Origin of the sequence: Pseudomonas sp. QC2 (assembly GCF_002859085.1) — a bacterium.
Taxonomy (GTDB): domain Bacteria; phylum Pseudomonadota; class Gammaproteobacteria; order Pseudomonadales; family Pseudomonadaceae; genus Aquipseudomonas; species Aquipseudomonas petroselini.
Window position 1 is genome coordinate 558,687 of record NZ_PKKS01000023.1, and the last position, 12,956, is coordinate 571,642.

Annotated in this window: 14 protein-coding genes; 13 read left to right on the forward strand and 1 reads right to left on the reverse strand. The window is 58.5% G+C overall.

What is annotated here, in order from left to right; translation table 11 throughout:
* Positions 1-2: 2 nt before the first annotated feature.
* From QCBJ_RS30140 to QCBJ_RS23410, 11 genes are all read left to right on the forward strand, one after another.
* The gene (locus QCBJ_RS30140) at positions 3-437 is read left to right on the forward strand and encodes a phage tail assembly chaperone (RefSeq protein WP_256581556.1); all 435 of its coding nucleotides are present in this window, start codon (positions 3-5) and stop codon (positions 435-437) included.
* Between the two features lie 97 nt (positions 438-534).
* On the forward strand, positions 535-1,698 hold the full coding sequence (locus QCBJ_RS23365) for a phage tail sheath family protein (protein WP_102061706.1): 1,164 nt from the start codon (positions 535-537) through the stop codon (positions 1,696-1,698).
* 18 nt (positions 1,699-1,716) lie between these two features.
* Positions 1,717-2,220, forward strand: coding sequence for a phage major tail tube protein (locus QCBJ_RS23370; protein ID WP_102061832.1), 504 nt, complete (start codon positions 1,717-1,719; stop codon positions 2,218-2,220).
* Positions 2,221-2,231: 11 nt separating this feature from the next.
* Positions 2,232-2,537, forward strand: coding sequence for a phage tail assembly protein (locus QCBJ_RS23375; protein ID WP_102061707.1), 306 nt, complete (start codon positions 2,232-2,234; stop codon positions 2,535-2,537).
* A 140-nt stretch (positions 2,538-2,677) separates the two neighbouring features.
* A complete protein-coding gene (locus QCBJ_RS23380) occupies positions 2,678-5,131 on the forward strand; it encodes a phage tail tape measure protein (RefSeq protein ID WP_102061708.1) in 2,454 nt (817 codons plus the stop codon).
* Positions 5,132-5,143: 12 nt separating this feature from the next.
* Positions 5,144-5,989, forward strand: a complete 846-nt coding sequence (locus tag QCBJ_RS23385; RefSeq protein ID WP_102061709.1) for a phage tail protein — start codon at positions 5,144-5,146, stop codon at positions 5,987-5,989.
* Positions 5,964-6,170 carry a tail protein X gene (locus tag QCBJ_RS23390; RefSeq protein ID WP_102061710.1) on the forward strand — a complete coding sequence of 69 codons (207 nt, stop codon included), beginning with the start codon at positions 5,964-5,966 and terminating at the stop codon, positions 6,168-6,170. The genes QCBJ_RS23385 and QCBJ_RS23390 overlap by 26 nt, the downstream gene beginning before the upstream one ends.
* An 81-nt stretch (positions 6,171-6,251) precedes the next feature.
* Complete coding sequence (locus QCBJ_RS23395; protein WP_102061711.1) at positions 6,252-7,295, forward strand: phage late control D family protein; 1,044 nt, start codon at positions 6,252-6,254, stop codon at positions 7,293-7,295.
* 71 nt (positions 7,296-7,366) lie between these two features.
* Complete coding sequence (locus QCBJ_RS23400; protein WP_102061712.1) at positions 7,367-8,014, forward strand: glycoside hydrolase family 19 protein; 648 nt, start codon at positions 7,367-7,369, stop codon at positions 8,012-8,014.
* Positions 8,011-8,535, forward strand: coding sequence for a lysis system i-spanin subunit Rz (locus QCBJ_RS23405; RefSeq protein WP_102061713.1), 525 nt, complete (start codon positions 8,011-8,013; stop codon positions 8,533-8,535). The genes QCBJ_RS23400 and QCBJ_RS23405 overlap by 4 nt, the downstream gene beginning before the upstream one ends.
* Positions 8,536-8,684: 149 nt before the next feature.
* Positions 8,685-9,479 carry a DNA adenine methylase gene (locus QCBJ_RS23410; protein WP_102061714.1) on the forward strand — a complete coding sequence of 265 codons (795 nt, stop codon included), beginning with the start codon at positions 8,685-8,687 and terminating at the stop codon, positions 9,477-9,479.
* Positions 9,480-10,399: 920 nt separating this feature from the next.
* On the opposite strand, the gene QCBJ_RS23415 is transcribed toward QCBJ_RS23410, so the two are convergent.
* Positions 10,400-11,095 carry an SOS response-associated peptidase family protein gene (locus tag QCBJ_RS23415; protein ID WP_102061715.1) on the reverse strand — a complete coding sequence of 232 codons (696 nt, stop codon included), beginning with the start codon at positions 11,093-11,095 and terminating at the stop codon, positions 10,400-10,402.
* 101 nt (positions 11,096-11,196) lie between these two features.
* Between QCBJ_RS23415 and QCBJ_RS23420 the strand changes: the two genes are divergently transcribed.
* Positions 11,197-11,622 (forward strand): LexA family transcriptional regulator, encoded by a 426-nt coding sequence (locus QCBJ_RS23420; protein WP_044286813.1) that lies wholly within the window; start codon positions 11,197-11,199, stop codon positions 11,620-11,622.
* Positions 11,615-12,892, forward strand: coding sequence for a translesion error-prone DNA polymerase V subunit UmuC (gene umuC / locus QCBJ_RS23425; protein WP_102061716.1), 1,278 nt, complete (start codon positions 11,615-11,617; stop codon positions 12,890-12,892). Before QCBJ_RS23420 ends, umuC begins: the two co-directional genes overlap by 8 nt.
* Positions 12,893-12,956 lie beyond the last annotated feature (64 nt).

Below are 12,956 nucleotides of genomic sequence, written 5' to 3' on the forward strand. Positions count from 1 at the left end.
GAATGGATATTTATTACAGTCCGTCCACGCCTGGTTTTTTCAGTGCGGTGATCTACCGAAAAGAGCAGATGCCGGCGGACGTGGTGCCAATTTCTCTTGAGCATCACCAAGCATTGATGCTGGGTGAGTCATTGGGGAAGGTGATCACGTTGAACGATAAAGGTGTGCCTGTGCTTTCGGAGCCCGTGGAGACGCCTGTCGATGTTTCGGCGAAAGAACGAGAGTGGCGGGATGCTCAGTTGCAATCGGCCATGTGGTTGCGCGAGCGGCACCGTGACCAGCAAGAAATTGGTGGCAGTACCACGCTATCGGATGATCAGTTCGCCGAGCTACTGGTGCACATGCAGGCGCTGCGCGATTGGCCACAATCGCCGGCCTTCCCTGCTAGCGAATATCGCCCCGTAGCGCCGGCCTGGATCGCCGAACAGACCCAATAACGCCTCGCACTGACGGCGTTTTCTTTTCCGTTACCCATAACACGAACATCCCACAGCCTCGCTTATGCGGGGCTTTTTCGTTTCTGGAGATTGCCCTATGAGTTTCTTTCACGGTGTGACCGTCACCAACGTGGACACCGGCGCCCGTACTATCTCGCTGCCGTCGTCCTCGATCATCGGTCTGTGCGACACCTTCACACCGGGGCCGAAGGTGACGGCCAAGCCTAACCAGGTGCTGCTGATCACCCGCGAAAGCGAGGCGGTGGCGGCCTGGGGCGAAGACGCGGCGATCACCAAATCCATCAAGGCGATCTACATGCGCGCCAAGGCGGTGATCGTGGCGTGCGGAGTCGAGAAGCTGGCAACTCCAGCCCTGCAGACATCGGCCATCATCGGCGGCGTTCTGGCGGACGGTCAGCGTACTGGCATGCAGGCGCTGCTGGACGGTAAGAGCCGTTTCAATGCTCAGCCCCGTTTGCTGATTGCCCCAGGTCACAGCGCGACCCAGGCGGTCGCCACATCGATGGATGCACTCGCCGGCAAGTTGCGCGGCCTGGCCATCGTTGATGGCCCTAACACCACCGATGAGGCGGCCATTGCCTATGCCGAAAACTTCGGCAGTAAGCGCGTTTTTCTGGTCGACCCGGGCGTGCAGACCTGGGACACCGTTCTCAGCGAGACCATTGATGCCACGGCCTCCGCCTGGGTGGCGGGTCTGTTTGCCTGGACCGATAACGAATACGGCTTCTGGGCCTCGCCGTCGAACAAGGAGTTTGTCGGCATCACCGGTACCACGCGCCCGATTGAGTTTTTGGACGGCGATGCAACGTGCCGGGCCAACCTGCTGAACAACGCGAACATCACCACGATTATCCGTGACGACGGCTACCGACTGTGGGGCAACCGCACCTGTTCCAGCGATCCAAAGTGGGCCTTCGTCACGCGTGTGCGCACGCAGGACATCGTCATGGACGCGATCCTTTACGGGCACAAGTGGGCGGTTGACCGCTCGATCACCAAGACCTACGTCAGCGATGTGACCGAAGGCCTGGAGAACTTCATGCGCGACCTGAAAAAGCAGGGCGCGGTGATCAACTTCGAAGTGTTCCCGGACGACGAGCTGAACACTGCCAGTCAGCTGGAGCAGGGCAAAGTCTATTGGCGCATCCGTTTCACGGACGTGCCGCCGGCTGAGAACCCCACTTTCCTCGTTGAAGTCACGAATCAGTGGATCACCGAAGTCATCGAAACCAAAGCCTAAGGAGGCTTCGCAATGTCCATGATTCCCCAAACGCTGTTCATGATGAACATGTTTGTCGACGGCATGAGCTTCGCCGGCGACGTGCCCACCTTGAGCTTGCCCAAGCTGAAAATCAAAACCGGCGAGTATCAGGGCGGGGGCATGGATGCCCCCATCGATATGGACCAGGGCATGGAAAAGCTGGAGGCGTCTTTCAGCACCAAAGGTGTGCGCCGTGAGGCAATGAAGTTCTTTGGCCTGGCTGATCAGACCGCGTTCAACGCCGTATTCCGCGGCTCGTTCAAGGGACAGAAGGGGGCAACTACCGCAGTCGTCGCCACCATTCGCGGGATGGTCTCGGAGCTGGACCCTGGTGAGTGGAAGCCGGGCGGCGACGCTGAATTCAAGTACGCGGTCAGCGTCAGTTACTACAAGCTGGAAGTCGCTGGTGTGCGTATGTTTGAAATTGATCCTGTTAACGCGGTTCGCGTCATCAACGGCGTTGACCAACTCGCTGGCGTGCGCCGCGATCTGGGCTTGTAAGGAAAATACCCATGGCTAAAGACATCGAAAAAATCCCTGAATGGCTGACGATCACCGCTGACTCGGCAACCATCAAACTGTCCAAAACTGTCAAGGTCAATCAGATCGAAACTGATCAGCTGACCATGCGTTCCCCTACCGTTCGTGAGGTTCGTGCCGCGACCAAAGCTGCCCCGCACGATGAGGAGGAAAGCGAAATGATCCTGTTCGCCAGCCTGACGGATGCGGGCCCAAACGATCTGGGGGACCTGAGCGTGCGTGATTACACACGCCTGCAGGCCGCCTATTTTCGCCTGGTGCGCGAAGACCGGGTTTAACGAGGAAATACAGAGGAAGCTGGCTCAGCGGCTGGCCCGGGAAATGTCTTTCTCGGCCAGCGAGATCGAGTCTATGTCTTTCTCAACGATGATCTGGTGGCTCAAGGAGTGAGCCGCCTGGACCTTTTCGGAGTGACCCCATGGCGAACAACCTGGCGCTTGGCGTCGTCATCGGCGGTGCTATCAGTTCGACCGTCGGCGCTGCCTTCAAGGATGTTGAAGGGCGCATCAAGAAACTCAGTGACCAGGGCACCAAGGCCCGGGTACTTCAAAGCACCATTGGCGACACCATCCGCCTGCGTGATGAGTGGAGAAAAGCCCATGACACCGGCTCTGCCTCTGCAGATGGCCTGCTGAAAAAGTTGGAGACCAACCTCAGAACCCTCAAGGATCAGGGCGTCGAGGTCGGAAAGTTGCGTAACGAGTACCAGAAATTGGGTCAGGTGGCCCGTGGGGCTGAGCTTAAGGCGCTCGGCCACACTCAAATTAAGCAGGGCAAAGAGGGGCTGAAGAGTTCGCTCGGTCAGGCAACGGCATTGTCAGCGGCGGTTGCTATTCCCACCAAGATATCCGGCGACTACCAAGCGCAGGTCCGTCAGATGTCGCTGTGGGCGCACACAGCCGGCACAGATGACGAAGGCAAGATGGCCGCGATGGTCTCGACCATTGCGGACGACAAAGGCATGAGCCGTCAGCTGCTCGCCAAGGCGGTGGGTGGTCTGATCGAAAAGGGCGTTGATTGGCAAGAAGCCAGTGCCTATGCCGGCCAGATTGCCGATCTGATCGATGGGCAGGGCATGGAAGCCGAAACCATCGCCACTTTGATCAACTCTTTCAAGGAGGCCGGGGTTAAGAAAGAGGACATGGCCGGCATGCTGGGCCAGGTCGCTGCAGCTGGAGATATCGGCGCCTTCGGTCCTAAGGACATGGCTCGGTATCTGCCGTCCATGCTCGGTAACATCAAGCGCCTGGGCATGGAAGGCCCGGAGGCGGTGCGCTTTCTGGGTGCCAGCTTGCAGTCGCAATACTCGCAAACGCAGGACTCTGCCGCCGCTGCGACCAACATGAGCAACCTGTTGAACGCGGTGATCAGCAGTACCAGCCAGGAGCGCTTTGCCAAGGAAGGTTACGACCTGGCCGGCTCAATCCTGGCCGCGACGAAAAGCGGCAAGGCGGCCAACCCGGTTGATGCGTTCATCATGCTCAGCCAGGAAATGATCAAGCGTCAGGATCCGGCGAAGGCCAAGAAGATCGAGGCCCTCAAGGCCAAGATTAAGGCGGCAGCGGACGGCAGCGCCGAGGAACAGCAGGCCATGGTGGCCCTGACTGAAGCCGCTGGCCTGGCCAACATCGTCAGCGATCAGAGCTCCAGTGCGGGTTTGCTCGCGCAGATCAAATACGGCGACAAGATCAAGGCCGACATGGTCACGATCGAGAAAACCGACGGCAAGACCAAGATCGAGTCGGACGCCGCCAAGGCCCGCGAAACGTCCAACCGCAGATGGGCGGAGGCCACGGCGGGCATGGAAGCCTCCATGATCAGCCTGGGTGATGGTTTGCGGCCTTTGACCGATAAGGTTGCGGACGGCCTCGGCAAGGTTGGCTATGCGCTGGCTGACCTGGCTAACAAGTACCAGCCAGTTACGGCGGTGATTGCTGCGGTTGCTGCAGGCGCAGTCACGTTGGGCGCCTCGCTGAGTGCGCTCAAGATCGGTAAGGGCCTGCTGAACGTCGGCCGTGGTTCGCTGATGGGCAATCCGAACATACCGCAAAAGGTAATCGTCACCAATCTGCCAGCAGGTGGCTTGGGCGGCCTGGATGGTGGTGTAGATGGCAGCGGCAAACGTAGGAGGGGCGGCAAGGCGGGTGGTCGCGGTTTGGGCTTACCCAAGGGCGCCAAGCTGCCTGCGGCCCTGGCGGTCATTGAGGCTGGTTACAAGATCAAAGATACCTATGACAACGCCACGACCCGCGATGAAAAAGCCGAAGGCTATGGCGAGGCTGCAGGGGGCTTGGCAGGCACGCTTGCCGGCGCTGCGGCCGGTGCGGCGATTGGCTCAGCGGTACCGATAATCGGCACGGTTGTCGGTGGGTTGCTGGGTGCCTACCTGGGCAGCCTGGGTGGCGACGCTCTGGGCGGATATTTGGGTAAGTCCTTCTTCGGCGGCGACGATGGGCTGAAGAAAATGCCCGATGCCGGTCCGCTGATGATGGTCAATGCCGGCAAAGACATCCCGCCTGTGCTAGGCGATATCGCGACGTCTTTCGCGCCTAAAGGTGATGGCTCTCTGTTGATGCCTGGAGCCGTCAAGGTGCCAGGGCCGGTGGGGGGCGATGTGGTGCGCTCGTTGGCGTCACAACCGGCCTCGAGCACCCCAGCGGCTGTGTCGCTGATGGCGGTACCGCCGACACCGCCGGCGCCGAAGATCGAGCAAAAGGTCGATATCAGCGCGCCGATTCAGGTGACCGTGCAGGGCGATGTGAAGGATCCGGCGCAGCTCGCCCGTGAGCTTCAGCCATACATCGCACAGCAACAGCGCGAAATCACTCAACAGCTGGAAAGCCGAAAGCTCTACGACGAAGCGCATCTTTGACCTGGGGGATATATGGGCTATATGGAGCAGCTGCAATCAAGCGTGAAGTCCCTGGCGGCGGCGGGTGAGACTGGTCGCCGTAGCCTGGATGGGATGATCGCGCCGGTAGACGGGGCGATCAGTGAACTCAGCGGCGCGGCCTCGGAGTTGGAAGGCATTCCGTTTGTGGGACCGGCCGTTGGCGAAAAGCTTCAGCGCGTTATGCGTGGGGTGACGGCGGCCCAGGCGAAGGTTGGCCAGGTGGTCTCGGTGTACAGCGCAGCCACCCGGGCGGCGTCTCAGATTGATGAGCGCTTGGGTGCGCTGAAGGAACAGGCGGGGCGGGCGGCGACGGCGATCAACAACATCGCCGGCAAGGTCAGCCCCTCGCTGTCGGGCATTCTCCCGACTGGGGCCTTTGCTGCTGATGCCACACCGGCGCCGGAGGCGGTGAAACCCTTCCCGCACCTGATGATCATGCAGCCGCGTGATCCGAAACAGCAGCCGTACTTCTTCAACCTGGACACGGCGGCCTTCGATGAATTGCGGCGCTCGACAGCTTTCCGCTGGGCCTCTCAGGAGCGCCTGACGCGTCGACCAGCCCAGCAAGCTATCGGTATGGGTGACGAAAAGCTGACGTTGAAGGGCGCCATCTTCCCGGGCTTCAGGGGTGGCATCAAGCAACTGGACACCCTGCGAACCCTGGGGGGCAAGTTGCAGCCCATGACGCTGACCACCGGCTACGGCGACGTGTTGGGCACCTGGTGCATGACCAGTGTCGAGGAAGAACAAAGCGCGCTGCTGGGCGGCGGCATCCCGCGTAAGCAAGGCTTTACCCTGGAGTTTGTACGCTATGGCGACGACATGCAGAACGTCTGACGGTGATCTGTTGGACACCATCTGTCACAACTACTACGGCCATCTGAGCGGCACGGTGGAGTCCGTGCTCGATGCCAATCAGGGGCTGGCCGATGAGGTTCAGCCGTACCGAGCTGGTGTGGTGATTGTCCTGCCGGACATGCCGGCACCCACTGAAGAACTTGTGATGCTTTGGGACTAGCCAGGCCTGGCTATCCTTTTCTTCCGTTATGCGTAACGGCCGCCAACATTCCCCCGCGTTGGCGGGGTAACTGGGTGAACCATGACCCCTCGCTTTCGCGTCGTTGCAGACGGTAAAGACATTACTGCGCTGATCAATGACCGTCTGTTATTGCTGAAAACCACTGACAAGCCCGGAATGGAGTCTGACGACTTCGAGCTGCGCATTGATGACCGCGACAGCGCCGTGGCACTGCCCAAGCGCGGCGCCGGCATTGAGATTTACCTGGGTTATGCCGAGGCGTCCATGGTGCGCCTGGGCCGTTACATGGTGGATGAGGTCGAGATATCCGGCCCGCCTAACACCATCGTTGTGCGCGGCAAGGCCGGTGACATGCGCGGTACCGGGAAGACGGTACGCAGCGGTAGCTGGGAAGATGTGCCACTGTCCAAGATCGTTGCCGACGTGGCTGCACGCAACGGCTGGACGCCGGTGTGCAACGTCTCCACGAACGTGCCCCGGGCTGACCAGCTCAGCGAGTCTGATTTCAACTTCATCACCCGCATTGCCAAGCAGCACGACTGCACGGCGAAGGTGGCCGATGGGAAGTTGATTGTCATGACACGCGACGGCGGCACCAGTGCGAGCGGTAAGGCCTTCGGCGCCGTCACCATCACACCCGCCGATGTCAGTCGGTGGCAGTTCCGCTTAGGCGATCGCAACACGCACAAGGCGGTGGCCACCAAGCACCAGGACAAGAAAAGCGGTGAGCTGAAGCTGATCAGCCTGGACAACACGGATGCGCCCGACGGGCTGCCGGCGGTGCACACAGACCGTCATATCTACCCCAACAAGACCGCTGCGGCCCAGGCCGCTAAGGCCCGCCTGACCGCCTTCAATCGATCTTCTGCAGGCGTTCGTCTTGAAATGCCTGGGCGTACCGATCTGTTTGCCGAGCGGTCGGTAAACGCCACGGGCTTCAAGGTCGGCATCGATGGCGAGTACCTGGTCGACTCAGTTGAGCAGGTATTCACCCAGGCAGGCTGGTCGACCACCGTCGAGTGCAATGGCGGCAAAAAGGGCAAGGCCAAGGCCAAGGGTAAAAAGGCGAAAAAAACCAAGGAGGTCAAGGTTCTACAGCTTTGACGTGACTCACTGAACCCCCCGTTCAACCAGAGACCGCCGCCGTTTGGCGGCTTTTTTTGCCTGGAGAAAACATGTCTATCACCCTGCAGCAGTTACTGTTGATCCTCCCGAACGCTGGCCGTCAAGCCGGGCTTTTTGTCGGTGTCTTGAATACTGCGATGAGCAAGTACGGCATCGTCACGCACAAGCGAATCGCGGCCTTCATCGCCCAAGTCGGGCATGAATCCGGCCATTTGACGCGCCTGGTCGAGAGCTTGAACTACAGAGCGGACCGAATCATAGCCTTGGGTAATGCCGCGAGCCCGGGTTCCCGCTGGCGATCCCTGGTGCCGCGTGCCGCAGAGCTGGCGGGCAGTTCGGCACGTATGGGGAATGCCGTCTATGGCGGCCGTATGGGCAATGGCGCTGAGGCGTCGGGCGAGGGCTATATCTACCGAGGGCGCGGCTTGATCCAGATTACTGGCAAGGACAACTATCGTGCGTGCGGTGAAGCCCTGGGCGTCGACCTGATTAATCACCCCGAGCTGCTGGAGCAGCCGCAATATGCAGCGCTGTCGGGGGCCTGGTACTGGTCCGTGAACGGGCTGAACACGCTGGCCGACGCCGGCGACATCCAGAACATCGGGAGCCTCATCAACACGGGCAGCAAGCGCAAGATCCCGAATGGCGCAGCTGATCGCCTGGCGCTGTATCAGACGGCATTGCGGGTGCTGGCATGACGCCCGTGCAGAAGCTGGCCGGCCTGGTGCTGCTGATCATGGCGGCCATGGCCGTGAGTTTCGGCATTGCGTGGCAGGTGCAGGATTGGCGCCTCCGGAAGGTTCTGGCAGAGCAGGGCGCCCAGTTCGAGGCGGACCTGGCCGCGATCAGCAATACCGCAGCAGCCCAGGCCCGTGCCGAGCAAGACAAGCGGCTGGCCACCGAGCAGCAGCTGGCCGCCTCCGACCAACAACACATCAAGGAATTATCCGATGCCCAGCGCAACCAGGCTCTACTGCGTGACCGCCTTGCTACTGCTGATGTGCGGCTGTCAGTCCTTCTCGACGCCACGGATTCAGCCAGTGGCTGCGACGTGCCTACCACTCCCGGCGCCGTCGGCGTGGTTCATGCAACCCGTCGAGCCCAACTTGACCGAGCGCATGCTCAACGAATTATCGGCATCACCGATGGCGGCGATCAAGGATTGATCGCCCTACGGGCCTGTCAGGCCTACGCAAAAGAAGTCTCTACACCGAAGTAAAAGGAGCGGCCGGGCAGGATGCGTCAACATCCTACCCTGCCACCTTCCCCGCAGATCGTCCCTGCAAGTCCAGCCAAGGCTCCTGCTTCGTGCACAAAGCGGAGCGAGCCTAGCACTGTTTATTCATACAGCAAAGGTCTTGCTTTTATATGTCTACACCCATCATCCCTTGGATGGGCGGCAAACGCCGCCTGGCCGACCGCCTTATCCCGCTCTTTCCACCCCACGAATGCTACGTTGAAGTCTTTGCCGGAGGCGCCGCGCTCTATTTCATGCGGCCCCAGGCCGCGCCCGTTGAAGTCCTCAACGACATTAACGGCGACCTGGTGACGCTGTACCGCGTGGTGCAGAACCACCTGGAAGAATTTGTGCGCCAGTTCAAGTGGGCGCTCAGCTCGCGCCAGGTGTTCGAGTGGCAGAAGATGACCCGCCCCGAAACCCTCACCGACATCCAGCGCGCCGCGCGATTTTTCTATCTGCAGCATCATGCCTTCGCCGGCAAGGTGACCGGGCAAACGTTCGGTACCGCCACCACCGGCCCGGCCATCAACCTGCTGCGGATTGAGGAGAACCTCTCTGCAGCATGGCAGCGTCTGTCCGGCACCTACGTTGAGAACCTGCCCTGGCTGGACTGCGCTGAGCGCTACGACCGTCCCCATACCTTCCACTACATGGATCCGCCTTACTGGCAGACGGCCGGTTATGGCGTGGATTTCCCCTTTGAAAACTACGAGCGCATGGCCGACTTCATGCGACGGTGTAAAGGCAAGGTGATGGTCAGTATCAACGATCATCCCGATATCCGGCGGGTGTTTGATGGCTTCCATTTTGAGACGTTGGGCATCCGCTACACCACAGCCAACCAGCGACAGGGGAAGGCTGAGGTGAGCGGCGAGTTGGTGATCATGAACTGGCAGCCAGATGCCTTGGGCTCTCTGTTTTAGCGTCTCAGAAGGGGGAGTCCTTTACTTGGACTACATGGGTTTCATGGCTTAAATAGCTCCCAGACTTTGCGTAGGGCAACTAGAGCGTTTGCAACGGCGATAACTAATGCGATCCGCTTCATAAAATGATCTCTGTGGTGGCGTCAGCCTCCATTGGGGCTGATTTTTAATGTCAAAGTTTAGCGTCTAGGAGCGTCGGGCTCTCGATCAAGCTAGTCGTGCTTTTGCATTTGTTAGGCACAGAAGTGCGCCACAAATATTGCATTGCTTTAATCTTGGTCGAGAGTTTATTGCCATTCGGCAAGTGCTTTTTAGACTAAGTCGGAGGCGGCTTTTAAGTCAATACTGCGTAGCTTTTTTATTTTTGCCTTCGTAAGTTTTAGTTCTTGCTGGCCGGTGGAGTGTTAAGTGGAGAAACCCTGAGTGGTTTGGTCGTGGTGAGCACTATGATGCCTGATTTTACTGGGTGTGAGTGCTTTTGCGTGAGGTGACCGTGTCTACGTAAATACGTATTAGCGTATCCACGTACCTACGCATTTGCGTTGTTACGTATTTGCGCATTTACGTTTTTACGTACGCTCACTTGAGTGGGATGGCGGTACCAAGGTACAAAAGTGCGAAGGTGCAAAGTGCATAAGTGTGCAAAATCATAAAGTCACAAAATCATAACGTCACAACGTCACAACGTCACAACGTCACAACGTCACAACGTCACAAAGTAGCGAATTAACGAATTAGCGAATTAACGAATTAGCGAAATGAAGGAATGAAGGAATGAAGGAGTGAAGGAGTGAAGGAATTGTTCAGGCAGCGTTGAGTTTGCTGCAAGGTTTAGCTTAACTTGTCCATGGACAATGATAGAGCAATTTTAGCGGCTAAAATTTCTAATGCTGCTTGTGCTGCTGATAACGAGGGTCTGCCTAATGTTTATCCAGTGGGAGAATCAAGGCGGGCCCCTGATTTCTAACGTTACCCACCTCTTTGCCTACGGGGTACCACTCAAAATCACCAGTTGGTTGGCAGCATTCGCGCGCTATTTCTTCAGCCCGCTCGGGGCTAAGGTTTGGATCAAGCCATTTGTTGGCGCAGGCCGGTGATAGCACGAGTGGCTTTCGGTCATGGATATCCACCATGCCCTGATCACTGGCGGCGGTGATGATCACAAACCCATCGTCCATGTGGGGATCCAGGCGAGGGTGAACTTGGGCGAGCGCGCCAAAGAACATAGGCTTCTGACTCTTCAGGCGAATGAAGTAGGGCTGCTTTCTCTTCGGATCGTCAGGGTCTTTGACCCACTCATACCACCCTTCACTCGGCACCAGGGCTCGACCACTCGGCCAGAGCTGTTTAAAGAACTTCCCCGTGGTGACCGTCTCGACCCGAGCGTTAATCGGATCCGGGCGCTTACCCTTCGCCCAGAACGGCGCCCATCCCCATTTGACTGCATCGATATGCAGCCCATCCTCATCTGTGTGTAGAACCTGCACCCGCGTTGACGGTGCGACGTTGTAGCGATCAATAGGCTGAGCGTCATACCCGCTGAACAGGTCTATCTGTGGGCTCAGCTCTTCAATGAAGATCGCCATCCCTTCGTACTGCACGAATCGCCCACACATACGCACCTCTCCGCTTGTCGAAATCCCCTACAGAAAAATTGACCGCAAGCGTCCTACAACGTTAACTGTACATTCATACAGTAAATGTAAAAGGGCGCATCATGAGCTTCACCATTCTAGGTCCCATCGCTGAGGTCGGCGCGAAGTTGCCGTTGTGTTCGTTTCAGGTCCCGGCTGGATTTCCATCGCCGGCAGCGGATCACATTGAGCAGCACATCTCCTTGGATGAGGTCCTGAATATCCGTGCGCCCCACGTGTACCTGGTAGCAATCACCGGTGAGAGCATGCAGGGCGTCGGGATCTTCGATGGTGACCTGGCCGTAGTGGACCGTGCCATCGAGCCGATCCACGGGCATGTGGTGGTGGCACTGCTGAACAATGAGCCCGTATGCAAGCGCCTATGCAAGCGTGGCCGGGAGGTGGTCCTCCTTTCCGAAAACCCCAAGTTCCCGGCACGCTACGTTCTCGAAGGCGACGAGCTATCTATCTGGGGCGTGATTACCAGCACCGTGCGCAGTCATGTCTAAGCAGCAGCCAACCTTCGCACTGATCGACTGCAACAGCTTCTATGCCAGTTGCGAACGGGTATTCCGGCCCGACCTGGCGAAGGTGCCCATCGTGGTGCTGAGCAACAATGATGGTTGTGTCATCGCCCGTAGTTACGACGCCAAGCCCTTTATCAAGATGGGCGAGCCGTATTTCCAGATCAAGCACAAGCTCAAGCAGCACGGCATTGTCCCGTTCTCTTCCAACTATGCGCTGTACGGCGACATGAGCGAGCGTGTGATGAGCCTGATCGAGGCGATGGTACCGGCAGTTGAGGTGTACAGCATCGATGAGGCGTTCGCCGATCTGACTGGCATCGGTGGGCTGGATGCCTTAGGCCGGCAGATCCGCGCCCAAGTGCTTCGCTGCACTGGTATCCCTGTCGGTGTTGGTATCGCTCACACAAAGACCCTGGCGAAGCTGGCAAACCACACCGCAAAGCGCCTGCAGTCCCAAACCGGTGGGGTGGTCAACATCACCGATCCGGTCAAGCGTGACTGGGTGCTACGCAATACGGACGTTGCGGAAGTGTGGGGTGTCGGTCGCAAGATGAAACTCCATCTTGATGCCATGGGGATCAAGTCGGCTATGGACCTGGCAAAGGCCGATCCGTGCACGCTCCGTAAGAAGTTCAGCGTTGTGATTGAGAAGACGGCCAGGGAGTTGGGCGGCACACCTTGCCTGGAGCTGGATGAGCCGGATCCTCCAAAGCAGGAGATCTGCTGCAGTCGTATGTTCGGCAAGAGGCTGACGGAGCTGCCGCCCATCAAGGAGGCGGTGGCCACCTACATGATGCGTGCCTCTGAGAAGCTCCGCGCTCAGAACTCGCTGTGCAAGAAGGTGCGCGTGTGCATCCGCACCGGGATGTTCAACCCGGAGGAGGCGAAGTATGCCAATGGGGTGGTGGTGGATATGCCGTATCCCACTGATGACGTTCGGCTGCTAACGCAGGCAGCAGTGGGGGCACTTGATCGGATATTTCGAACAGGCTTTAAGTACAGCAAGGCTGAGGTAATGTTGCTCAACCTTTGCCAGCATGGGGAGTACACCGATGATCTGTTTGCTACGTCACAGCCGACAGAGGCGACCCGGGTGATGACGGTGCTGGATCAGATCAACGAACGATGGGGCAGGGGGACTCTGCGTTCGGCCAGCGTGCCTGTGCATCCTGACTGGGGGATGCGGCGTGCAATGATGAGTCAGAGCTATACGACGAAACTTGATCAACTGTGGCTAGTAGAATGCCGATAGCATCGGCTAAGGCACACCTGGTTTCAGCGCATGGCTTACCACTACATATAGTGGTGCTCACTTT

Bases quoted from the DNA above. Each gene is read 5' to 3' on its own strand.
- QCBJ_RS23380 (WP_102061708.1), top strand. From the start codon at position 2,678: ATGGCGAACAACCTGGCGCTTGGCGTCGTCATCGGCGGTGCTATCAGT.
- QCBJ_RS23420 (WP_044286813.1), top strand. From the start codon at position 11,197: ATGAGCTTCACCATTCTAGGTCCCATCGCTGAGGTCGGCGCGAAGTTG.
- QCBJ_RS23400 (WP_102061712.1), top strand. From the start codon at position 7,367: ATGTCTATCACCCTGCAGCAGTTACTGTTGATCCTCCCGAACGCTGGC.
- QCBJ_RS23395 (WP_102061711.1), top strand. From the start codon at position 6,252: ATGACCCCTCGCTTTCGCGTCGTTGCAGACGGTAAAGACATTACTGCG.
- QCBJ_RS30140 (WP_256581556.1), top strand. From the start codon at position 3: ATGGATATTTATTACAGTCCGTCCACGCCTGGTTTTTTCAGTGCGGTG.
- QCBJ_RS23375 (WP_102061707.1), top strand. From the start codon at position 2,232: ATGGCTAAAGACATCGAAAAAATCCCTGAATGGCTGACGATCACCGCT.
- QCBJ_RS23405 (WP_102061713.1), top strand. From the start codon at position 8,011: ATGACGCCCGTGCAGAAGCTGGCCGGCCTGGTGCTGCTGATCATGGCG.
- QCBJ_RS23410 (WP_102061714.1), top strand. From the start codon at position 8,685: ATGTCTACACCCATCATCCCTTGGATGGGCGGCAAACGCCGCCTGGCC.
- QCBJ_RS23365 (WP_102061706.1), top strand. From the start codon at position 535: ATGAGTTTCTTTCACGGTGTGACCGTCACCAACGTGGACACCGGCGCC.
- umuC (WP_102061716.1), top strand. From the start codon at position 11,615: ATGTCTAAGCAGCAGCCAACCTTCGCACTGATCGACTGCAACAGCTTC.
- QCBJ_RS23370 (WP_102061832.1), top strand. From the start codon at position 1,717: ATGATTCCCCAAACGCTGTTCATGATGAACATGTTTGTCGACGGCATG.
- QCBJ_RS23390 (WP_102061710.1), top strand. From the start codon at position 5,964: ATGGCGACGACATGCAGAACGTCTGACGGTGATCTGTTGGACACCATC.
- QCBJ_RS23385 (WP_102061709.1), top strand. From the start codon at position 5,144: ATGGGCTATATGGAGCAGCTGCAATCAAGCGTGAAGTCCCTGGCGGCG.
- QCBJ_RS23415 (WP_102061715.1), bottom strand. From the start codon at position 11,095: ATGTGTGGGCGATTCGTGCAGTACGAAGGGATGGCGATCTTCATTGAA.